The organism is Fructobacillus sp. ESL1096 (genome assembly GCF_058511985.1).
In genome coordinates this window covers 1,199,971-1,222,369 of the sequence record NZ_CP196400.1, presented here as the reverse complement: position 1 = coordinate 1,222,369, position 22,399 = coordinate 1,199,971, and the positions used below count along the sequence as shown (strand labels likewise).

The following is a 22,399-nucleotide window of genomic DNA, read 5'->3' as shown; positions in this document are numbered from 1 at the left end:
TGAATTCATCTCAACTATTCAGACAAAAGACCGTCTTACCGGTACTTTTTACCCATGCCCGCTAATAGCTTACGCAAATAACGATCACCAGCTTGTCGATAATTCCGGTGGTCAGGGCGACGCAAAATTGCCGACAATTCGCCATTAGAAACCTTAGCCCCTGCCAAAGCCAATAATTGTTGTAAATCATCCGATGTATAAGCCATAGCAATTTTGATTTTCTTGATGGCCACATTATTGACCAAATCAGCTTTGGCCATATCAAAAGTTGGTGGCACGGCTTGTCCATCTTTATCTAAGCGCTCACCACGCCGATCAATCACTAGGCCATTCAAAAAGGCCTCCAAATCATGGGCTGAAAGCGCCTGATCCGGTTGACTATCCTCTTCTTGTTTTGTCAAAATTCGGTCCAAATCCTTTTGCGTCATTTTGACCCCACCTAAGGTAAAAAGTCGAATAACCTCTTGGTTAGATAAATCAAGTGCATAGCGCAACCGAATTATTATATCGTTATAGTTCATTAATTTTCCTTTGAAAGCACTGCTTATCGAGCGTACTTTAGCGCCCGCGTTAAAAAGTTCATCATCAATAATCGTTGCAACCCAGTTTAAAATGGATGGGTATCGTACGTTTGCCACGATTCATGTGAATCCTGGATGCGCTTAAACATTCGCTCCATTTCTTTGATAGTAAACGAGGTCAAAACTGGCCGGCCATGAGGACAGTTATAGGGATTTTCTGCTTGTGCTAAATCACGTAAGAGCGTCTTCGCCTCTTCATCCGAAATATGCCAATTGGCCTTAATCGCCCGCTTACAAGACATCATAATCGCAGCTTTTTCTCGAAAGGCTGCTACAGTCAGCTTACCATCATGAAGAACCCAATCAATCATTTCTTTAATGGTGCCTTCAGCTTGTTCAGCTAAAATCCAGGCTGGATGTTCATACAAAGCAATCGTGTTTGGGCCAAATTCTTCCAAATGAAGGCCCACCTGCTCAAAAATCTCATGAAAATCAGCAATCTTTAACATATCGGCCGTAGAATACGTCAGCGTAATCGGTGCCAGCAATTGCTGCTGGTCTTCGCCTACCTGGCCAACCACCTGCCGATAATATTCGTAATTCAACCGTTCCTGGGCGGCGTGCTGATCAACCAAGTACAAATGATCCTGGTCTTGGGCAAAGAGAAAGGTTCCATGCATCTGACCAATGTAGTCCAGATTAGGAAAACCGGTCTTTTTACTAGCTTGATCACTTAAGTCCAAATCTTGGTTAACCGGCTTAGGGGTCGCGACTTTAGTCTGAGCCTGATGTTGCTGCCCACTCAACCAATCATTTTGCTGCTGTTTTGTCTGTGAATCCTCTGGCTGTGTACTCTGTTCAATGCCCAGGCCCATAGCCTGATTTGCTAGTGCAGCCAAGCCAGTATCGGCATGGTTGTATAAGCCTCCATTTTCTTTGGCGGCGCTAGTTGACTGGTTGATAGAAGTATCTGGCTGATAAGCTGCTAACGGTTCAGCAATTTTTGGCTGAGACTGATTTTCTTCCATAAAGATCGGCTGATACTCTTCTTTGGCATAGCGACTGGCAAAATTAGCGACTGGTGCATCGGCCAGTTGACCTTCATCATGAATTTCAACTACCCGGTCAGCCTTAACCGGGACCGAAAGAACCTCTGTGGCTGGATTTTTCACGAAGACACTGGGTTCTTCTACCGCAGCGGTCGGGCTTTCTTCTTTTTCCCCTTGACCCAGGTTATCAAGCGCTGCAGGAATCAAGTTTTCACCACGAAGACGATTAGCAATAACCTGCGTAATCAATTCCGTCAATTCTCCCTCTTCACTCAACCGAATCTCAGCCTTCTGGGGGTGCACATTGACATCAACCAGCAGTGGGTCCAGCTCAATATTAATGGCACCGATTGGAAAACGGCCAACCATCAACTTTGAACCATAACCCGCACTAATAGCATTTGAAACAGAGAAATTTTTAACAAAACGGTGGTTTACCAAAACAGCAAAATAAGACCGAGAAGACCGAGTCTGTTCCGGCAAGGACAAGTAACCATTGACCTTAAAATGGTCGGAACCCCCCTCAAAAGCAACCATTTTTTCAGCCGTTTTGCGATCATAAACAACTGCTAATACTTGCCGCAAATCACCGTTACCCGGTGTCTTCACCAGAGTTTTCCCGTTATGGCTCAGCGTTAAGGCAACATTTGGATAAGCCATGGCCAAGTGATTGATCGTTTCTACCATCAACGACAGCTCGGTCTGTGGTTTTTTCAAATACTTGAGCCGAGCTGGCGTATTGTAAAACAGCGAACGAACGGCAACAATGGTTCCAAAGCGACCAGCCGTTGGCCCCTCCTGGGCCACCTGTCCACCTTTGACCTGGTAAAGAAAGCCAGTTTCAGCAAGCTTTGTCCTGGTTTGCAAAGTGACATCTGCAACCGCTGCAATCGATGGTAAGGCTTCACCACGGAAGCCCAAAGTCATGATATTAAACAAATCATGCCGATCTTGTATTTTCGAAGTGGCATGACGAACAAAGGCCAACGGTACTTCTGCTTGGTCAATCCCCTGACCATTATCGATTACTTTAATTAAATCTAAACCACTATTTTCAATCACGACTTCTACTTGAGTCGCATTGGCATCAATAGCATTTTCAACCAATTCTTTGACCACTGAGGCAGGACGTTCAATGACCTCACCGGCCGCAATTTGGTTGGCCAATAATTCAGGCAGTTCATGAATTTTAGTCATTTTCTTGCCTCATTTCCTGTAATTTGGCAATTAAGTTGAGAGCCGCCAATGGCGTCAATTGGTTAAGGTTAACCCGATCAAGTTCATCAAGGGCCTTCTGGTCAGCCGGATTGATTGACTCCATTTCCGCTGCTGGAAGCTCTTGAGCAGAGGCAATTTCAAAAAGTGGAATGTCCTGTGCCAGACCATCCCCAATTGGCGTTGCTTCAGTCGAAGCGTTTCTCATTGCCGGGCTAACAGTATCTTTGACAGCAGCACTCGAACGCTTTGCCACCGTCTCTTCTACACCTTCAACTTGCCCTACCCCTTGGGCTTCTAAGGCTCTTAAAATTGCCTCAGCATTTGTTAAGAGTGATTTCGGCAACCCTGCCAAAGCAGCTACCTGAATCCCATAAGAACGGTCAGCCGCTCCTGGCTGAACCTGATGTAAGAAGTGTAAAGCGCCATCATCGGTTAACTGCGCCCCAACATGGACGTTTTGAATGGCAGGATGGCTAGCCGCCAAAGCCGTTAGTTCATGATAGTGAGTAGCAAAAATCGTCGTCGCGTGAAGATTCTGATCCAAGTACTCAATAATGGCCTGTGCTAAAGCCATTCCGTCGTAAGTGGCTGTACCACGTCCCAGTTCATCAAATAAAATCAATGACTGAGAGGTTGCCCCCTGAAGCGCCGAGTTGGCCTCGGCCATTTCAACCATAAAGGTTGATCGACCGTTAACGAGGTCATCATTGGCCCCGATTCGGGTAAAGATTTGATCAAAGATTGGCAAAGTCGCTTCATCTGCAGGCACAAAGGCCCCCATCTGAGCTAACACGACAATTAAGGCGACCTGGCGCATGTAAGTAGACTTACCAGCCATATTCGGACCGGTTACCAGTTGAATCTTGGTTTTTTCATCAAAAAAGACATCATTAGCAACATATTCGCCAGGTCCCAAGAGGGATTCAATCACTGGATGACGGCCCTGCTTAATTGTTAGTGCCCGGTCACCATCCGTTTTAAACTCTGGTTTCGTAAAATGTCGGTTTTCAGCGACATCAGCTAAAGCCGCCAAAACGTCAAGTCGGGCAATTTTTTGTGCTAATGTCTGCAAGCGACTGATTTCTTCCTTAACTTTGGCGCGAATAGCCAAGAACAAATCATATTCGCGGTCAAAACGTTTTGTCTGCGCTGCAAAAATCAGGTCTTCATGTTCCTTCAATTCAGGCGTTGTAAATCGCTCAGCATTCGTCAATGTTTGCTTACGATGATAACGTCCCTCTTCTAATTTGTCGAGGTTTACCTTAGTTACTTCGATAAAGTAACCAAAGTTCTTGTTATATTTGACCTTTAAAGTCGAAATCCCAGTTGCTTCCTGTTCTTGCTTTTGATAAGCAGCGAGCCAATCTTGGTTATCAGCTAAGGCCTGGTTATAAGAATCAACCAAATCATCATAACCCGGTTGAATTAAGTCACCATCACGAACCGAAATTGGTGGTTCAGGGACAATGGCTTGTTCAATCAGGCTTGCCAAATCGAGCAAGGGATCAATTTCTGCCCCAGCAGTCTGCAAGATTGGATTAACGTGCTCAGCCTGCAAAGCGGCTTGCATATCCGGTACTGCCTGAAGCGAACGCTTTAATTGCACCAAATCACGGGCATTAATGGTTCCTAAGGCAGCTTTTGCGGCTAAACGCTCCAAATCATAAACGTACTTCAACTGATCCTGGACCGTTCCTCGAGTGAAAAAATCATCGTTAAAGGCAGCCACGGCCTCTTGCCGAGCCTGAATTTTCTGCAAATCCTTCAAGGGTTTAATCAGCCACTGCTTCAATAACCGCCCACCCATAGCCGTCTTCGTTTGATCTAAGAGTGCGAAAAGAGAACCAGCTTTTTGCTTGGTCCGCGCATTTTCAACCAAATCAAGGTTGACCCGTGTCACCTGGTTAAAGACCAAATAAGCCTGGCGCTCATATGTTTGCACCGGCATAATGTGGTCCAAAGACCGCTTTTGCGTATCAAATAGATACTGGAGAAGCAGTCCTGTAACTGTCTGCTTGGCAGGTTTCTTTAAATCTTTTGTTAGATAGGTAATCGTAGCGGAAGGCTGAACCGGACCCTGATAAGAGACAACCAGGCCCTTTTCGCCAATAGCAGCCGCCAATGCTGGTGTTGAAAAATCACCCTCTTTTGCTAAAACAACTTCCTTAACCTCCAGAGCACCAAGTTCATCCAAAACGGCGCTCTCATCCATTAATTCCGTTGCCTTCAATTCGCCAGTCGAAAGGTCAATATAAGCCAAGGCAAAAGCCGCCTGATCAGCATCCCCAAGACGTGATCCAGTCGCTACCACTGCAGCCAAAAAATTATTATCCTTGCCATCCCCATTTTTGGAGGAAAGCTTTGTTCCTGGCGTAATTAACTGGACAACATCCCGTTTGACCATGCCCTTAGCCGTTGCCGGATCTTCCATTTGCTCGACAATTGCTACCTTGTAACCGGCATCAACCAAGATATCAATATAGGCTGAGACGGCATGGTGGGGAATTCCGGCCATCGGAATCGGCTCAGCTGAATTTTTATTCCGTGCCGTTAATGTTAGTTCAAGAATTTTGGCCCCTTTAATCGCATCATCTTCAAAGAGCTCATAAAAATCGCCCATTCGATAAAAAACAAAGGCGTCGGGGTACTGATCCTTAATTTGATGGTATTGCACCATCATCGGGGTTGGTTCTTTTGTCGCCATATTATGGCCCTCCTCTTAACAGTTTTGAAGCGATGTTACCGTTTTTCTTGCCTTTCACTGCCATTTGACGAGTCAGATTGACAAAAGACTTTTTTATTCGGTAAGTTGATAACCCTCTTTTAATAAATCAGCAAAGCTGACCACTGGCTTGGGCTCAACCGGATAATCCACAACCGCCTTTTGCATCCAAACTAAGTCATACCAAGTATCAAACTTATAGCCAATCCGGTCAAAGGCGCCAACGTAGCGGTAACCCAAATGCTCATGAAAATCACGACTATTTGTTGTCAAATGTTCATCATCGATTTTTGGCACCGCAATGCAGGCATTGACATTGATAATGTTTTGATCACGCGAAATTTGCTCAATCATTTTGTAAAGGCGCTTACCCAAACCATGATGGCGCTCATCCTGGCGAATATAAATGGAGGTTTCAACCGACCAGGCATAGGCTTGACGAGAGCCCATCGGACTTGTATAAGCATAGCCCAAAATCACGCCATCTAAAACGGCCACGATGTATGGGTGTGTCTTCAACGTCTTTTCAATGCGTGCTTGAAATTCAGCAACCGTGGGCACCTCGTACTCAAAGGTAATCGCCGTTTCACGAATGTAGGGTGCATAAATAGCTAATAATTCGGCCGCATCAGCCGCTGTTGCTGGACGAAAAATAATTTGATCTGTTGCCATAAGAGTGATACCTCATCCTAAAAGTTATTCGAAACAAGAAAAGCCTACCTGTCAAACTGACAACTAGGCTTATTTTGTCAGCACTGCCACTGCTTCAACATGAGTTGTTTGTGGGAACTGGTCGACCGGTTGGATAGGACCCTCAAGGGCATAACCATGATCTACCAACTCCTTAAGATCACGCACCATTGTCGCCGGATTACATGAAACATACACCAGGCGCTTTGGGCTGATTGTACTAACGGCCTCAATAAAATCAGTTGTTAAGCCTTTCCGCGGCGGATCAACAAAGACAACATCCGCCTTTAGGCCCTCTTCAGCCCACTGGAGCATCTGACTTGGCGCATCAGCCGCAACAAAATGACTATTGGCAACTTGGTTAATGCGGGCGTTTTCTTTGGCATCATCGATGGCCGCTTCGACTAATTCGACTCCGTAGACCTCAGAAACATCGTTGGCCACCGTCAACGCAATTGTCCCGATACCACAATAGGCATCAATCACGGTATCCGTCTTTTTCAATTCGGCCTTTTCCTTGGCCAATTGGTAAAGCTTAGCGGTTGTTTCGGGATTAACCTGATAGAAAGAATTAGGGCCAATCAGGTATTTCTTGCCCAGCAAAATATCTTCAATGGCTGGCTTTCCCCACAATACCTGATTTTGATAACCCATAATCACGTTTGTTTGGGACTGATTGACATTTTGAATGACCGATTTAAGCTTTGGTAAACGAGCCTTTAGTGCGGCTACAATTGCCCCAGCTTCTGGTAACTTCTTGGTTTTCGTCACCAAAACGACCATTAATTCACCAGTCGCTTTTCCAATGCGAGCCATGACGTGACGGATGACACCACGGTCCTCTTCTTCGTCGTAAGCAGAAATACCAAACTCTTGTAAGACATCCCGGGTCACACGAATAGCTTCATCCACGGCGGGATCTTGAATGTAAAAGGAATCGGTCGGAATCAACTTATGCGACCCACGACGGAAAAAACCGGTTTCTAGACGACCATTCAGCATTCTGGCCGGTACTTGTGCCTTATTACGATAATGGGTTGGATCGGCCATCCCAATTGTATCGGCCACTTCCACGTCAAGTCGGGCCTTTTTAAATAATTGCTGTACCTGAGACTTTTTCCAAGCCAACTGAGCCGGATAAGCTAAGTTGGCTAATGGCGCAATCCCTGTCGTTAAGGCCAACTGATCTGTCAACTCCACTCGGTCCGCTGATTTTTTCAACAACCGTTGTACACGGGCAAAACCGTAATTTTTTAGGACCTTTGTCACCAAAATGTCGGCCTTTTCACCTGGCAGCGCATTGGTTACAAAGAGCGGAAACCCATCCACTTTCGCTACGCCCAGACCTTGATAGGTTAAATCGGTCACCGAAGCAGTGATGACTTCATTTTTATGAATTGGAGCGGCCTGTTTAATTGTGCGGTTGGCTTTAGCCATGCTTAGTTCTTTTCCTTCTCATTTGCTTTAGGTTCGTGCTGGGTCGCCTCAAGAGCTTCGACCTGCTCGACGAACTCTTCTTGAATCTTGGCGTTCGTTGCATCAACATCAATCGCTGACAAATCTGCAACGAATTCAATATGTTGTTTTAAGTTTTCAAAAGTCATTGGGGCATCCCCACCATACTCGCCATCAAGGTTGACCTTGATTGGATGGTCATCTGATAGCGGTGTGATTTCAACCTTTGACGTTTTTTTATAAATTAACTGTGGATTATTCACGTGAGAACCATTCAAAACTTGAGCAGCCAACTGCGTAATCTGCCACAAGTTAGCGGCCTTTACAATCAGTAACGTAAACTGACCGTCATCTAATTTAGCATCGGGCACGATGGATTCAAAGCCACCAACCGAATTCGTTAGGGCCAAGAAAATCATCGAAATATCGCCATCATACTCGCCATCATCATAAACCACCTTGGCCTGAACCGGTTCCAACCGGGTCAATAACTCAGCTCCCTTAACAAGATAGGCCAAGTAGCCATAAAGTGACTTCATCACGGATGGTACGGCATAGGTCACTTCCGAAAGCGTACCTAAAGCAGCAATGTTCATGAAGTAGCGGGCATCAGCTGGGGCCAAAATCTGCCCGTCCGCTTCCACTAAGCCACCGCGAGTCGAAATTCGACCAATGTCCATTTTAATCGTCTGCCCCTTCAAAATTACCTTGGCAGCTTCCAATGGATCATCACGGGAAACCTTCAGGGCGCGGGCGTAATCATTGGTTGTGCCGGCGGGAATGATTGCCATTTTCGGCCGACGCTTCAAAGGCGCAATCCCATTAACAACTTCGTTAATTGTGCCGTCTCCACCAGCAGCCACAATCAGATCAAAGCCCTCAAAGGCGGCTCGAGTCGCTTCCTTTTGGGCTGAAAAAGGTTCTGGAGTAGTCGCATAGGTCGATGTTTCGTACCCCGCCTCTTCATACACCCGGATAATGTCTAGCATTTCGCGTTTCGCTGTTTCCCGACCCGAACTGGGGTTATAAATAATTCGTGCTCGTTTCATGGCTCACCTGCGAAGCTTCCCGACCATTCCTCAAATCAGTAAAGCCTCGACTTCCTCCTAAAGTATATGTACAAAAGCCCGCAAAGCGGTGCTTTTATGACAGTAACCTGACCAACTACTTCGGTCAACCGACAATTACTGCTTGATTATTGGTTAGCGCTTGTTCAATTCGGCTAACAAAAGTTTATTCAAGACACCAGGGTTAGCCTGGCCCTTGGACTTCTTCATCAATTGGCCAATCAAGAAACCTGTTGCCCGGTCCTTACCACCCTTAAAGTCTTCGATTGACTGTGGGTTGTCATCCAAGACTTCATTGATCATTGGTGTCAAAACGGCTGGGTCCGAAATCTGAACCAAACCTTCCGCCTTCGCGTAGGCTTCTGGTTCTTTCCCTTCCATAATGGCCTCAAAGACCTTCTTGGCTTGCTTAGTTGAAATGGTACCGTCTTCAATCAACCTCACCATGCCAGCCAAGTTTTCAGGTGTCAAATCAGTATCCTGCAATTCAATCTGGTTCTTGTTCAAGTAGGCGTTCACGTCACCGATTAAGTAGTTGGCAACGCGCTTTGCAGCTGATTTTGATTCGGCCCCAGCATTGACAGTGGCGTCAAAGAAGTTCGCCATTGCCAACGTTTGTGTCAAAACTTCGGCATCGTATTGTTCCAAACCAAGGTCTTGGACATAGGACACTTGCCGGTCGCCAGCTGACTTTGGCAGTTCAGCTTGAACACGGTCAATCCAAGCTTGATCAATATGAATCGGTGACAAATCAGGTTCTGGGAAGTAACGGTAATCATCCGCCACCTCCTTGACCCGCATCAAAAGCGTTGACTTGGTTGGCTCATCGTAACGACGAGTTTCCTGGCGAACCTTGCCACCAGAACGAATAACCTGTGCCTGACGGCGTTCTTCAAATTCCAAAGCAGATTGAACATAGTGGAATGAGTTAATGTTCTTCATTTCCACTCGCGTTCCATAGGTCTTTGATCCTCGTGGACGCAATGAAACGTTAACGTCAGCTCGCATCTGTCCTTCTTGCATCTTGGCTTCAGAAACACCTGTAAACAAGATCACTCGGCGTAATTGTTCCAGATAAGCGTAGGCTTCTTCTGGCGAAGACAAATCAGGCTTCGACACGATTTCAACCAATGGTGTTCCCTGCCGGTTCAAATCAACGTAAGAATAGCCATCAGTACCGTGCGTATTCTTTCCAGCATCTTCTTCGACGTGGAGTTCTTCAATCCCAATTCGCTTCACGCTACCATCAGGCATGTTAACGTCTAAATAACCATGACGGCCTAACGGTGTTCGCGTTTGAGTTGTCTGGTATGACTTTGGGTTATCCGGATAAACGTAGTTTTTCCGGTCCCAACGAATCTCTTCTGTAATTTCGGCATGCAAGGCCATGGCCACCCGCATCCCGTATTCAATCGCACCCTTGTTTGCAACTGGCAAAACCCCGGGATAACCCCAATCAATCACGTTGGTATTTTCATTCGGTGCATCCCCATAGTGGACGGGCGAAGGTGACAAGAGCTTGGATTTCGTTTGCATTTCAACGTGGACTTCAAGTCCAATTGTTGTTTCAAAGTTTTCGTTTGCCATTTGTCTCCTCCTTATTCCCCTGCTACAACCGGATGTTGGTCATAGAAGTGGTTTACTTGTTCAAAGGCATAAGCAACTTGGTAAAGAGTTGCTTCATCAAATGGCTTTCCAATCAATTGCAAGCCGACTGGCATGCCACCATTAAAGCCAGCATTGATTGACAATCCTGGCAAACCAGCCAAGTTCACTGGAATCGTCAAAACATCGCCCAAGTACATGGTCTTTGGGTCACCGATTTCTTCACCAATGCCATAAGGTTGGGTTGGTGTCGTTGGACCAACAATCAAATCATAGTCAGCAAAGACCTGGTTAAAGTCTTCGATAATCAATGTCCGAATTTGAGCAGCCTTCTTGAAGAAGGCATCGTAAGCGCCAGCTGAAAGCGAGTATGTTCCCAACATAATCCGGCGCTTGACTTCATCTCCGAAACCTGCAGTTCGGGTGTTCTTATAAACTTCTTCCAGTGACTTAGCGTCTGGTGCACGGAACCCGTAACGGATACCATCGTAACGCTGCAAGTTTGACGAAGCTTCTGATGACATCAAGATGTAGTAAGCAGCAACCCCATATTGTGTGTGTGGTAATGAAACCGTATCAACAGTTGCCCCCAGGGCTTCTAATTGAGCAATGGCAGCCTTAATTTGTGTGGCAACTTCAACTGAAATTCCTTCTTGGAAGTATTCTTCCGGCACGGCAATCTTCATGCCCTTGATATCTTGACCAATCTTTTCAGCAAAATCAGGTACTTCCAAATCAACAGAAGTGGAATCTTTTTTGTCAAAACCAGAAATGGCATTCAAAACGAAGGCGTTGTCCTTAACGGTTCGGGTCAATGGACCAATTTGGTCCAAAGAGGAGGCCATGGCGAAAAGACCAAAACGTGATACTCGACCATATGTGGGCTTCATCCCCACCAAACCATTAAAGGCGGCTGGCTGGCGGATTGATCCACCGGTATCAGAACCAAGGGCATAAGGAACCTGACCAGCGGCAACAGCAGCAGCCGATCCACCAGAGGAACCACCTGGAACCTTGGTGTGGTCCCAGGCGTTCTTCGTTTTCTTGTAGTAAGAAGTTTCAGTTGACCCACCCATGGCAAATTCGTCCATGTTGGCCTTACCAACGATGACTGCACCAGCATCATTCAACTTGGTTGTCACCGTTGCATCATAAACTGGCTTAAACCCTGACAAAATGTGGGAAGCCCCCGTTGTTTCCAAACCATTAGTGGCAATATTGTCCTTGATGGCCATCGGAATACCAGCCAAGAGATTTGAAAAATCACCCTTTTCATCAACGGCACGAGCCTTAGCTAAAGCTTCGTCTGCGTGCATCCGGACGAAAGCCTGCAAGTCTTCATCAGTTGCTTGGATGTTTGCCAAAGTTTCCTTGGTCAATTCTTCGGCCGTGATTTTGCCAGCTTTCAAATCAGCATTCAAGTCGGCTAAGGTCTTGTCAAAATAATTAAAAGTCATTATGCTTCATCCTCCCCGTTTAAAATAGCGGGTACCTTAATTAAGTCGGCTGCCTCTTCTGGTGCTTGGGCCAACAAGGCCTTCTTTTCATGCCAATTATCCGCAACATCTTCTCGTAAATGGTTCACATTCGGTGTTACTGAAAAAGTTGGTTCGACATTGGTTGTATCCACCTCTGCCATCTTCTCGCACATTGCCACGATTTCCTGGAGTTGTCCAGTAAAGTGCTCAAGTTCCTGGTCGGAAAAACTCAGTTTGGCCAAGTCTGCAACGTGAGCGACTTCTTCTTTTGAAATTGATGTTGCCATGGGGTCACCTGCCTGAAAAAGTGGATTTTTCCGTCTTTTTCAAGGCTATCCTTTCTGATGTAATTACTGTTCTATTCTACCATAAAAGCCCTTAGTTGCCCCTGCTAAATGGCAGAATGCTTGCCAATTAAGAAAATGACAAAGCTGATTTTTGCTTGCATGTCAAGCATCCTTGATTTTTTTTGAAAAACCCGTATAATTAGTCATGTTGTCAAAACAACTGTCCAAGTCCTTAGATTGACGTCTCACCGTCGTTTCTCTCAGCACTTGGAGACATTTAAGAAAGGTGGAAATGATTATGGCCCTTACACAAGAACGTAAGAACGAAATCATGAAGGAATATGCCCGCCATGAAGGCGATACTGGTTCAGTGGAAGTTCAAGTTGCAGTTTTAACTGCTGACATCAACGAATTGAACGGTCACATGGAAACGCACAAGCATGATTTTCATTCACAACGTGGTCTTTTGAAGAAGATCGGTCGCCGTCGTAACTTGCTCCGTTACCTCCGTGGTACTGACGTTACGCGTTACCGTGAATTGATCAAGCGCTTAGGTTTGCGTCGATAAGCTTTTGCTTACAAATAACCAGAATCAAATTTAAGGAGACGGACATATGCCAATTATTGAATCATCAATTCAACGAGTTCGTTTGAGTGCTAAGCAGCACGATCGTAACGAACCACAAAAGTCAGCTTACCGCACTGCCGTTAAGCGCTTCTTGAAGGCTGCCAAGGCCGGATCTGCTGATACTGCTGAAATGTACAAGCAAGTATCATCAGCTATCGATCACGCCCAATCAAAGGGATTGATTAAGAAGAACAAGGCTTCACGTCAAAAGTCACGTTTGGCTAAGTACGTAAAGTAATCAATTAAAATTGATAAACGAAATCCCCCAACTCAATTGAGTTGGGGGATTTTTTTGTTGAGCTAATTGTTGATTCGCCAGTTAAAAACTGCCAACCATGACTTTGACAACTAAAGACAGCCCACTACTTTCCAATCGCAATTACTTAAAAGCTGCAAATGCCTGATCAATTTGTTCATATTCAGCTTGCGTCAAGTCAACAGCCAACGCCTGAACGTTTGCCTTGACCTGATCAGCATTGCGCGCACCAGGAATCACGGCCCCAATGGCAGGGTTTTTAATGTACCAAGCCAGGATTGTTTGGGCCACAGTTACGCCATGGCCAGCGGCAATCGTCTTAACTTTGTCCAAGGCAGACAAAATAGTAGTAAATTGGTCCTGGCTGTATTGCTTTTCAAACTTGGTGTAGTCATCCCTCGTGTACTTACCCGTCAAAAGGCCAGATGCCAATGGAAAATATGGAACAAAGGAAATCTGATTTTCCTTTAAGTAAGCCCACTCATCCTTTTCGGCCCCACGGTAAACCAAGCTGTAGTGATCTTCGACAATATCAACCTGGTTATTCTTATTGGCCTCTTTAATCTGCTCAAGGCTAAAGTTTGACACCCCAATTGCCCGAATCTTACCGGCTTCCTTCAATTCGTTCAATGCCGCAACGGCCTCGTCTTTTGGCGTTGCTTCATCTGGAAAGTGGATGTAGAAGATATCGATATAATCGGTCTTCAAACGCTTCAAGGAGTCCTCAACGGCTTGCTTCAAAAATGCTGGACTGTTGTTAGGCTTATTACCGTTGCTGGCATCCTGAGCCCCCTTGGTCGCAATCACAATCTTTGACCGGTCGTAGTCTTGAATAACATCACCAATAATTTCTTCAGACCGGCCTTCCCCATACATATAGGCAGTATCAATCAAGACGACCCCTGCGTCCAGGGCTTCTTTGACCAAGGCATAGCCGTCTTCATCCTTCAAACCAGGAAAAAGGTTGTGACCGCCGACTTTGTTAGTCCCCAAACCAAGCTTAGTGGTCTTCACATCAGTCTTGCCAATTGTCACTTCTTTTGCCATGCGTTTCTTCCTCCTGAATCGGTTACTTTTGTTGTTTTAAAAAATCGTTCATACATATTGTAAACTAAGTGCAATCAGAATAACAAAGGAATTATTATAATAAACAATAACATTACATATTCTAAAATTTTATTTAGAATATAAGCATAAAAGCATCTCTTTTTATAACATACTTGTTTTAATTCCAAATCATATTAAAATAAGATTAATGTAAGTTGCAATTAAGGGAGAAAAAAATGACTATTATTAAAACAAATTTAAAAACGATTGTTTCGCTTCATCAAATAAACAAACAATCAGCAAAAAATTTTGAACAATACCTAGGTATACAGCTAAAAGCTAAAGAACCAAAAACTATTGAAAGTTTTGTATCGTTTCTTGAAAACCTAACTAACAATTCAAATAACAACTTGTATGTTAAAACCGATAGTCTTTATTTAGATTTTACAATTCCTGGGATTAACAAAGAATTTGATATCATTAAAATCACAAAGGATTTCATACTAAATATTGAACTAAAATCAGGAAACAAATCAACAACCGAAATGTGCGAACAATTAATTAAAAACCGCTTTTATCTTTCTAAATCAGGCATAGATAAACAGTTTTATTACATATACAATGCGGAAACCAATAAACTTTATCAACTATTAGATAACAATCAATTAAAAGACGTGTCTCAAGATACAAAAATAATCAATTATTTAAATACCCCAAACAATGATAATAAACAAGTTGAATCACTTTTTGAACCCTCACATTATTTAGTATCGCCTTTCAATGATACAGAACGTTTCCTTAATCATGACTATTTATTAACCCCTTCTCAGCAAGCAAAAAAAAGTGAATTAAAAACATCCAATCAGAAAACAATCATTTTAACTGGTAATGCTGGTACTGGTAAGACCCTTTTACTTTATGATTTAGCTTCAGATTACATTAATAACGAAAAAAAAGTTTACATTGTTCATTGTGGCAAATTAAACGCCGGACATAACTTGTTAATCAATAAAGGGTTTAATATCATTGGAATTAATTCACTTGAATCTCTATTTAAATCAGAAATTAATGATGATGTAATAATCTTTGTAGACGAAATGCAACGACTCTCAAAAGAGTCAGTTAACAAATTTATAAATGAAATTAATACTAAAATCTTCTTTTTCGGTGATCCTAAGCAAACCCTTAGTTTTAAAGAATATGGATTAAAATTAATAGCGGATCTTTCTGAAAAAGAAGATATACAGCATATTACCCTAAAAAACAAAATTCGTTCAAATGCTTCTCTTGCAGAATTCATTAAGGGGTTAATGGATAAAAATTACAAAACTGATACTAACCATCCAATTGAAAAAGGCAATATTTCTATAGATTTCTTTCATGATGATAATGATGCAAAAGAATTCATGGCGCAACTAGAGAAAGATCAAGAATTTGAAGTACTAGTTCTGCCAGGATCTATTGCGTATAGTCGTGATCAATATACACAATACAATACCTTTCATAACAATGCGTTCACAGTCATCGGACAAGAATTTAATAATGTTGCTACCCTTATCGGATCCAATCTATACTACAATTCAAGAGGAAAATTGGAAAGCAGTGGCACACACTATATGACTAGTCAATCATTATTCCAAAATATAACAAGAACAAGAAAAAAATTAAAGCTTATCATTGTTAATAACATTGAACTTATGGAAAGAGCGCTAGAACTCTTAAAATAAATTAAGTAAAATGACATTTTTAAAAAATATTATTAATTCCATATAAACCTAAATATTTCGTTATTTGAATTAAACAAAAAAAGTCACCGATTCGCTATCGGCAGCTGGTTCAGTCTGCATCTTTATTTTAACTTCTGCGGACTAGCACTAAAATATTTACCATTATCGGTCAAAACACCTTGACCCAAAGTTTTGTTAGTAATCATTGAAGTTTTATTTTCATTAATATTCAACAAATAACTTGGTGCGAAGGTGCTATTTTTCTCAAACGAAGTTACAACAAAGCGATTACTTTTATCGTTGCCATTTGGAATGACTAGATAAGAATACGTAAAGCTTTTGGGGTTCGTACCCTCACCTTGGCCGGCAATCACTAAACCATTTGAGTTCAGTGGCCTGTAAGTTCCATTAATACCATCTTTGGAGCTAAATCCTAACAAGTAAGAATTTTTCGTGATAGTTTCATTATCCGTTGCCATATGGAAGCCCCAAGTCGATGTGAAAACGTACCAACGCCCATTGTGCTTAAAGAGGTTAATTCGCTCTAATTCATCGTTGGTTGCATTTCCGGTCACCATTGGTTGCATCACCTTTTTAACAGAAAAGTCTTTATTCAATTCGATCTTTCCAATGGCACCATTAGCAAAATAAGTTTTCTCATATTCTGCTGTATTCTTATTGGAGAGTAAGCGTGCTGAATCACTCTTAAAGAAAGCTGATTTTCCATAATACGCTTGGTTAGTAAAATTATTGGCGCCTTGATAGTTATACTCGGGTCCGGTATTGCCTTCAAATGCAAGATAGTACTTGTCGCCGTCTTGAACAAAGTGTGGATCGCGCAACGTGATATCGTCACTAAAATACTTTCCCTTTCCTTCGCCCTGGTCAGCGGTTTGATAAATTTTACCATCACCCGAAAAGACTGTTTTTCGATCAGTTGCCTTTGTATGGTCAATGGTCAACCCTGACGACCAATTTTTGCTATCTTTTGGGTTTACCGTAATTTGAGCAGTTGTTAAAACCTGAGCTGATATACCATTTTCTTCATATGCATTCGCATAAAAAAAACGGAGAGTATTGTCCTTGGTTTTCATCAAAACGGTTGATCCAGACCATTCACCAACGGAATTCTGTAAATACTTGTCGTAATCTTTGTCAGCAACCCCCTCAGTTTTTGAGTTAAAGACGTAACCAACAAAGTGCCACGTACTCAGGTCATCCTGTTTAGCATTGTTTTTCTGCAAGAACAATCCCATCTTCGTGGGTGCTCCCGAATAACGGCCATTCTTAGCCGTTAAACCAACAACTAGTCGATATCCGTGAAAATCAGCTACCGTACCGTCAGGATTCGTTACCGGCCAAGAATCCCAAACATCCATCCTCACCATTTTACCGGTTGCTTCATCATAAACCTTGGCACCCGGAATCTCTTGTTTCAAGGATTTATGATCGATTGTGGGGGCTAAATACTGTTTATTTGATAATAATTCTGGAATCTTATTCATTTCAGCTCGCGTGTAGTGAGCCACTTGACCGATTTTATTATTCAAACTCGTCGCTTTTATAGATTCATTTTTATTTTGAAAATGGCTAAAGATGGCCAACACAATAACAATTATTAGGAGTCCAAAACTTAGCCAAATTAACACTTTTTTTCTGTTAGTCATTATTACTCATTCCATTCATCAGGGTCCTTGGTAAAATTAGCACAACAGCTATTTATCAAAAATTAAAAATAGTCTAGTTCGTTATTAGATAACAAAAATTAATTCACCATGGAAAAACTTTTTATAGATTAAAAACTCTAGTACTTGTTTATGTTTAATTAACGATTGTTCATATCAACCAGTTAACGATAATTAGTCACTATAGTTTAATCTAAAATAAACTATAGTGACAAGCCGAATCAATTTTCATACGAGAAACCAGCAAGATGAAAAAATATTTTCAAAATAAAAACCCAATTAATCAACACGCGAAGAATAAGATTTAAACTGTACTCTAATAAAAATTATAAAATCATTTCACCTCTGTAGCTTTGATATTCTTCAACCACGGAATAATTATAGGCATTATTAAAAGAAACGGAGAACCGTATCTATCTAAATTATTTACAGGTGTGGCAATAAGTACGCAAGTTAGAAGCAAAAAAGGCGCAAACAATAATATAAACCTAAAATCACCTGTAAAAATTAATTTACTGCTAATTAATATAAGAACTACAACAATCCAAAAGTTAGGCCTGGAAAATAACGAAAAAACTGGCATACTATCATAAAAACTAAGAATCTTTTTTAATAGACTTAAATTGCTCTTTTCTTCATCACTTACCTTATAAGAATATTTTTTCGGATTACCAACCTCAAACGCAAAGTGATCAGTATTTGCAACATCCCTTCGAGGCTGATCTAACACATCAAAATAACCAAACGTTTTAGCAAAAAAGGCATAAAGAAACAATTTAGGATGCTTTATCAGCATTCGGTACCAAATACCATCAAATTTTTCCCAATCTGATTCAGTAACCGTTGTATATAAATAAGACCCTTTTGGATCCATTGAACCAGTAGACTTAATTGGGTCTGAATCTCTTGGAGAATAATTTTTTTGAAAACTACTAAGAATAAAAATATTACTTAAATTTTTTCTATCTAACTCATTTATCTCATTCGGATATGTTTTAACATATAGGGCAACTTGTTGAATTTGAATTGCTTTCGCTTCAATATTATCATCCGGTTTAACATAGCTAGACATACTGATTAAAATCATAAGAATTTTAAAAATTAAAATTGCCGAACCAGTAGATAAAAGAAAAAAATGCCAGTTTTTTCTAAGAAGAATACTAAAAGCACTAACCGACAAAACTAAGAGTACAAATGCAAATTTAACAGCAATAAGCATGCCTAAAGTTGTTAAGAACAGTAAAACATATTTTTTTCTTGATATTACAAAACCTTCGTATAGTTGAGCGTATATAGTTAAAAATATCAAAAAATAAATAGCAAACAATGGTGTTTTCGTAAGTTGACTCAGGTAAACAGGAAAATACGGGTTTACTGCTATAATTAAAAAAACAGTCAATCTAGTTAAGCCTGAAGATTTTCGAGTAAAGTATCTTAAAGCATACACAATTGAAAAAGTTCCGAGCAAAAATTGTCCAAATGATAATACAAAAATCCCCTGAAAAGTTGTTCCAAAAATTTGCACAGATAAGTATACAATGGAATCATAAAACAAAGTTAAGATAAGACCATGTTGATTCGTTAACTCTGTTGCTTTACTTGTATACAAATAGTGAGCAATCGGATATATATCTGAATGAACAAAATTCTTATTACTGCCAAGTAACTCAGATACCTGATTATTAAAATCCCAATTCCACAATCCTGGAAATACCAAAAAAACGATAATACTCCAAAATAAAAAGAGGATAATTGCCATTAAAAATGGTCTCTCGAAGAGACCATTAACTAATGTTAATCGCATGCGTGGTAAAACAAATTCAGTCCTTACTAATATGCAAAAAAATAAAATTAATAGCAATGACAATAAAAAGGCGCTAATCAACCATATTTTTTGTTCTAAACCATCTTGATTAGCTGCGTAATTGTAGCCAAACCTTCTAAAGTATTGCCCGAACGAAGTTGTTATCGCTAAAAAAATTATTATTATCATTCCAATTATTTTCGAAGATAATTTTAGGTATTTTTTTATCATGACTTTTCCTTATCAAAATATTTTTATATTAAAAGCTAAACATTTAATAGTAATTATTAAAAATACAATTTTATAGTAATAACAATTTTCTAAACTACAGCATATTTATTCTAACATATCATATAGAAAAAAAGTATAAATTAAAAAGAGCCCTAAGGGCTCTTTTAATTTGTATTCTCAATTAACTGAAAATGCAACTTTTGAATTGCCAGCCGACCGCCAACCTGATTTGCATAATTCAAAACATCAGTAATTGATGCTCGATAATTGGTGGTATTATTTTGACTAAAGGACATCGGCTTTGTCGCGTTTTGACTTGATGAACTAGTATCGTTCATTAAATACTTATAATAAGCACCATCATTATCAGCACCACCAACAGCCTTAGCAATAAAAGTTGGGTTCGACTGATTAGCAACTTGCGTCAAAACAATTCCTTTTGACTGCATCAAACTTAATTTTTGCCATTGATCATCGCCATGAGCCAAGCCATAGAGAGCGATCATCCGATAAGCTAAATCATCACTAGAACGAAAATCATCCTGAGTAAGCGTGTTGCTTAATGCTGAGGTTGAATTGAGAGCAGATGATGCTGATTTCGTATTGGAGTTCTCACTCAAACTAGCATTAGCCTCCTGGTTTCCGGTACTAGCACTAGTTGCAGCACTTTGCTGGTTACCACTGGTAGTAGCTGATTGGGTCTTTTGATTAGTGGAAGCGACACTTTTTTGGCTAGAAGACTGGGCCGAACTGCTTTTCTTTTTAGTTATAAATCCAAGTTGTTGATTAGTTGGGTTTGTAACAGCATTAACAATAAAAGTAGTGGCCCCAAGTGTTAAAACGACAGTCACCGCTGTCATTGTTAGCAAGATTTTTTTCTTTCTAAACATCTTGCAGACTCCTTAAATGCGTATTATCTCCTACACTTTAATCGCATTGCAACATAAATGTAACTGATGTATTGAGTATATAGCGATTGTTACTATCGGTCAATGTTTATTTGACTATCTTAAAAAATATTTTTTCACTTTTAAATTAAAGAAAAAAAAAGTCTGCAATTACAGGCTCTTTTTCCAAACTATTTATTAATTTTATCTTCAATTACTTCTTCTACTTCTTTGAAAATGTAAAGCTTACTTAAAACATAATTCGAGATAATGACAAAGATATTTTGAATGCCATTCCAAATGAGATCATTCTGATGTAACAGATTAACACCAAACATCAGAATCAACCAACCAATCACACCAGTAACAATTCGTGCTAAGTAGAATTGCCAAATTTCACGAAATAATCCTGCTTTATTGCGTACTTCTGATTTAAAGACCCAAATCCGATTTGTTACGTAGGCAAAAAATACTGCCAAAAACCAAGAAACCACATAAGCCAAAGTATAAGTCCAATGCAATACTGCGGAAAAGAGTGCATAAGTTACAACAGAAACAACAAAGGTCGCTCCGCCAAAAAAGAGATACAAAACAGTCTCTTCGTACTTTTTATAAAAATCAATTATTTTTTCCATGATACTCCTCAATCAAATTCAGATACATTAGGTAGCATACATGATGGTTACAGCGAAAACAATCAGTTTTTCATTTAATCTGTTAATTTTCATCCATGATTCAAAAAACATCTAATTATCAGTTGAAATACTCTGGCCAACAGTTAATGATTACTAAAACAAACAATTTTAAAACAAGTATTGATCAAACTTCATTTTACGAATTACTTGGTAAACTACCAAAGGACCCAAAATTCCAAAGAGAAGTCCAACTATCCCTTGTAAATAGAGATTATCCAAACCAGCTTTTGCTAGAAAAATTCGACTTCCTGCAGTAAACATAATATGTAAAACATAAATAACCATTGAGTTTTGACCAATATAATCTACAGACCAATGATTAACATATTTAGCAAGATGAATAATAACAAAGATACCAATCATAGCCACAAAAAAAGAAAATACATTATGCCAAAACTTTGATAAATCTAACTCAAAATAAGCCACCTGTAACAAAATAAATAAAATAAAATCAACAATTGGATTCATTTTATCCAAATAGTATCCTAAGCTAAGCACTTTTGTTCCTATTAAGAAAAACACAAAATAATAACCGATTCGCCAAAACTCCCAAAAGTTCAAAAAAGGCGAAATTCCAAAAAATAAGAACGAAAAAATTAATAATGAAAAGAATGGCCAATGAAACACATGGATAATCAAATAGTAGACAAGAAACATCCAAAAGAGATCATAAAGAAACCAAAATTGTGCGTATGGCATCCATGGAAGCTGTAATGCATTTCCAATCCCCTGACCATTATTGGTACTTTTCGAAAAGACCTGCATGACAGCGGCTTGAACAAAGCCCCAGATAAAGTAAGGAACAATCAAGGTACGTACTTTCTGACCAATTGCTTTTTTGGCGGGACGTTCAACCCAACGAACCGCAAAAATACCACTCAAAAAGAAAAATAATGGCATATGAGTACTATAAATAATTGAGTGCTGCCAATCATAATTTTGACTAGCTCCCCAAATACCGCTATCATGCAGTCCTAAAATCACATGTCCATAAACAACCAGTACAATACCGATAGCTTTGGCGACATCAATCCATTCAATTCTTTTTGTCATGCTTTATACTCCCAAAGATACTAAATCCATTCTAATAATATATCATAAAATTAACTACTCATTTTAAATGAAATTTTAATGGTTCTTAATCTCAAATTTTCATATTAATTATCTTCATCATTTTAACAATAGTATAAAAAAATAATAAATATCCAATGTTAACTAATTATTACTACTTGTAATACATGTCAATAATTTTATTACCTATCCAATTCTAATTTAAAAACTCTTTCTTAAATTAAGCATAGTTTAGAAATAATATTTATATCTGACATGTTAATTAGATTTTTTCTT

Annotated in this window: 18 protein-coding genes; 3 read left to right on the top strand and 15 right to left on the bottom strand. The window is 40.4% G+C overall.

What is annotated here, in order from left to right; translation table 11 throughout:
* Nucleotides 1-35: 35 nt before the first annotated feature.
* The 9 genes from ACSYSR_RS05935 to gatC all read right to left on the bottom strand — a co-directional run bounded on the left by ACSYSR_RS05935 (nucleotide 36) and on the right by gatC (nucleotide 12,092).
* The gene (locus ACSYSR_RS05935) at nucleotides 36-521 is read right to left on the bottom strand and encodes a YehS family protein (protein ID WP_489816523.1); all 486 of its coding nucleotides are present in this window, start codon (nucleotides 519-521) and stop codon (nucleotides 36-38) included.
* Between the two features lie 86 nt (nucleotides 522-607).
* Nucleotides 608-2,767: a DNA mismatch repair endonuclease MutL gene (gene mutL / locus ACSYSR_RS05930; RefSeq protein ID WP_489815810.1), complete on the bottom strand. Its 2,160-nt coding sequence runs from the start codon at nucleotides 2,765-2,767 to the stop codon at nucleotides 608-610.
* Nucleotides 2,760-5,492 carry a DNA mismatch repair protein MutS gene (mutS, locus tag ACSYSR_RS05925; RefSeq protein ID WP_489815811.1) on the bottom strand — a complete coding sequence of 911 codons (2,733 nt, stop codon included), beginning with the start codon at nucleotides 5,490-5,492 and terminating at the stop codon, nucleotides 2,760-2,762. The genes mutL and mutS overlap by 8 nt, the downstream gene beginning before the upstream one ends.
* 93 nt (nucleotides 5,493-5,585) lie before the next feature.
* Nucleotides 5,586-6,182, bottom strand: coding sequence for a GNAT family N-acetyltransferase (locus tag ACSYSR_RS05920; RefSeq protein WP_489815812.1), 597 nt, complete (start codon nucleotides 6,180-6,182; stop codon nucleotides 5,586-5,588).
* Nucleotides 6,183-6,251: 69 nt separating this feature from the next.
* On the bottom strand, nucleotides 6,252-7,637 hold the full coding sequence (gene rlmD, locus ACSYSR_RS05915) for a 23S rRNA (uracil(1939)-C(5))-methyltransferase RlmD (RefSeq protein ID WP_489815813.1): 1,386 nt from the start codon (nucleotides 7,635-7,637) through the stop codon (nucleotides 6,252-6,254).
* A gap of 2 nt (nucleotides 7,638-7,639) precedes the next feature.
* Nucleotides 7,640-8,704, bottom strand: coding sequence for a diacylglycerol kinase family lipid kinase (locus ACSYSR_RS05910; RefSeq protein WP_489815814.1), 1,065 nt, complete (start codon nucleotides 8,702-8,704; stop codon nucleotides 7,640-7,642).
* 153 nt (nucleotides 8,705-8,857) lie between these two features.
* Nucleotides 8,858-10,309, bottom strand: a complete 1,452-nt coding sequence (gene gatB / locus ACSYSR_RS05905; RefSeq protein ID WP_489815815.1) for an Asp-tRNA(Asn)/Glu-tRNA(Gln) amidotransferase subunit GatB — start codon at nucleotides 10,307-10,309, stop codon at nucleotides 8,858-8,860.
* 11 nt (nucleotides 10,310-10,320) lie between these two features.
* The gene (gatA, locus tag ACSYSR_RS05900; protein WP_489815816.1) at nucleotides 10,321-11,784 is read right to left on the bottom strand and encodes an Asp-tRNA(Asn)/Glu-tRNA(Gln) amidotransferase subunit GatA; all 1,464 of its coding nucleotides are present in this window, start codon (nucleotides 11,782-11,784) and stop codon (nucleotides 10,321-10,323) included.
* Nucleotides 11,784-12,092, bottom strand: a complete 309-nt coding sequence (gene gatC, locus ACSYSR_RS05895; protein ID WP_489815817.1) for an Asp-tRNA(Asn)/Glu-tRNA(Gln) amidotransferase subunit GatC — start codon at nucleotides 12,090-12,092, stop codon at nucleotides 11,784-11,786. Before gatC ends, gatA begins: the two co-directional genes overlap by 1 nt.
* Before the next feature lie 298 nt (nucleotides 12,093-12,390).
* Between gatC and rpsO the strand changes: the two genes are divergently transcribed.
* Nucleotides 12,391-12,660: a 30S ribosomal protein S15 gene (gene rpsO, locus ACSYSR_RS05890; RefSeq protein ID WP_047974261.1), complete on the top strand. Its 270-nt coding sequence runs from the start codon at nucleotides 12,391-12,393 to the stop codon at nucleotides 12,658-12,660.
* 46 nt (nucleotides 12,661-12,706) lie between these two features.
* Nucleotides 12,707-12,958, top strand: a complete 252-nt coding sequence (gene rpsT, locus ACSYSR_RS05885; RefSeq protein WP_047974211.1) for a 30S ribosomal protein S20 — start codon at nucleotides 12,707-12,709, stop codon at nucleotides 12,956-12,958.
* A gap of 141 nt (nucleotides 12,959-13,099) precedes the next feature.
* Here the strand turns inward: rpsT and ACSYSR_RS05880 are convergent, their stop codons facing one another.
* Nucleotides 13,100-14,023: an aldo/keto reductase gene (locus ACSYSR_RS05880; protein ID WP_489815818.1), complete on the bottom strand. Its 924-nt coding sequence runs from the start codon at nucleotides 14,021-14,023 to the stop codon at nucleotides 13,100-13,102.
* 236 nt (nucleotides 14,024-14,259) lie between these two features.
* Between ACSYSR_RS05880 and ACSYSR_RS05875 the strand changes: the two genes are divergently transcribed.
* On the top strand, nucleotides 14,260-15,750 hold the full coding sequence (locus ACSYSR_RS05875; RefSeq protein ID WP_489815819.1) for a DNA/RNA helicase domain-containing protein: 1,491 nt from the start codon (nucleotides 14,260-14,262) through the stop codon (nucleotides 15,748-15,750).
* A 122-nt stretch (nucleotides 15,751-15,872) separates the two neighbouring features.
* On the opposite strand, the gene ACSYSR_RS05870 is transcribed toward ACSYSR_RS05875, so the two are convergent.
* The 5 genes from ACSYSR_RS05870 to ACSYSR_RS05850 all read right to left on the bottom strand — a co-directional run bounded on the left by ACSYSR_RS05870 (nucleotide 15,873) and on the right by ACSYSR_RS05850 (nucleotide 22,105).
* Nucleotides 15,873-17,300: a glycoside hydrolase family 68 protein gene (locus tag ACSYSR_RS05870; protein WP_489815820.1), complete on the bottom strand. Its 1,428-nt coding sequence runs from the start codon at nucleotides 17,298-17,300 to the stop codon at nucleotides 15,873-15,875.
* A 469-nt stretch (nucleotides 17,301-17,769) separates the two neighbouring features.
* Nucleotides 17,770-19,470: a DUF6020 family protein gene (locus ACSYSR_RS05865; protein ID WP_489815821.1), complete on the bottom strand. Its 1,701-nt coding sequence runs from the start codon at nucleotides 19,468-19,470 to the stop codon at nucleotides 17,770-17,772.
* 164 nt (nucleotides 19,471-19,634) lie between these two features.
* Complete coding sequence (locus ACSYSR_RS05860; RefSeq protein WP_489815822.1) at nucleotides 19,635-20,360, bottom strand: hypothetical protein; 726 nt, start codon at nucleotides 20,358-20,360, stop codon at nucleotides 19,635-19,637.
* 188 nt (nucleotides 20,361-20,548) lie between these two features.
* Nucleotides 20,549-20,992 (bottom strand): GtrA family protein, encoded by a 444-nt coding sequence (locus ACSYSR_RS05855; protein ID WP_489815823.1) that lies wholly within the window; start codon nucleotides 20,990-20,992, stop codon nucleotides 20,549-20,551.
* Between the two features lie 168 nt (nucleotides 20,993-21,160).
* Complete coding sequence (locus ACSYSR_RS05850; protein ID WP_489815824.1) at nucleotides 21,161-22,105, bottom strand: acyltransferase family protein; 945 nt, start codon at nucleotides 22,103-22,105, stop codon at nucleotides 21,161-21,163.
* Between the last annotated feature and the right edge of the window lie 294 nt (nucleotides 22,106-22,399).

Coding starts and splice junctions, on each gene's coding strand:
- ACSYSR_RS05850 (WP_489815824.1), bottom strand. CDS start 22,105: ATGACAAAAAGAATTGAATGGATTGATGTCGCCAAAGCTATCGGTATT.
- mutL (WP_489815810.1), bottom strand. CDS start 2,767: ATGACTAAAATTCATGAACTGCCTGAATTATTGGCCAACCAAATTGCG.
- ACSYSR_RS05855 (WP_489815823.1), bottom strand. CDS start 20,992: ATGGAAAAAATAATTGATTTTTATAAAAAGTACGAAGAGACTGTTTTG.
- ACSYSR_RS05880 (WP_489815818.1), bottom strand. CDS start 14,023: ATGGCAAAAGAAGTGACAATTGGCAAGACTGATGTGAAGACCACTAAG.
- ACSYSR_RS05860 (WP_489815822.1), bottom strand. CDS start 20,360: ATGTTTAGAAAGAAAAAAATCTTGCTAACAATGACAGCGGTGACTGTC.
- rpsT (WP_047974211.1), top strand. CDS start 12,707: ATGCCAATTATTGAATCATCAATTCAACGAGTTCGTTTGAGTGCTAAG.
- mutS (WP_489815811.1), bottom strand. CDS start 5,492: ATGGCGACAAAAGAACCAACCCCGATGATGGTGCAATACCATCAAATT.
- ACSYSR_RS05935 (WP_489816523.1), bottom strand. CDS start 521: ATGAACTATAACGATATAATAATTCGGTTGCGCTATGCACTTGATTTA.
- ACSYSR_RS05920 (WP_489815812.1), bottom strand. CDS start 6,182: ATGGCAACAGATCAAATTATTTTTCGTCCAGCAACAGCGGCTGATGCG.
- ACSYSR_RS05865 (WP_489815821.1), bottom strand. CDS start 19,470: ATGATAAAAAAATACCTAAAATTATCTTCGAAAATAATTGGAATGATA.
- gatA (WP_489815816.1), bottom strand. CDS start 11,784: ATGACTTTTAATTATTTTGACAAGACCTTAGCCGACTTGAATGCTGAT.
- ACSYSR_RS05875 (WP_489815819.1), top strand. CDS start 14,260: ATGACTATTATTAAAACAAATTTAAAAACGATTGTTTCGCTTCATCAA.
- ACSYSR_RS05910 (WP_489815814.1), bottom strand. CDS start 8,704: ATGAAACGAGCACGAATTATTTATAACCCCAGTTCGGGTCGGGAAACA.
- rlmD (WP_489815813.1), bottom strand. CDS start 7,637: ATGGCTAAAGCCAACCGCACAATTAAACAGGCCGCTCCAATTCATAAA.
- gatB (WP_489815815.1), bottom strand. CDS start 10,309: ATGGCAAACGAAAACTTTGAAACAACAATTGGACTTGAAGTCCACGTT.
- gatC (WP_489815817.1), bottom strand. CDS start 12,092: ATGGCAACATCAATTTCAAAAGAAGAAGTCGCTCACGTTGCAGACTTG.
- rpsO (WP_047974261.1), top strand. CDS start 12,391: ATGGCCCTTACACAAGAACGTAAGAACGAAATCATGAAGGAATATGCC.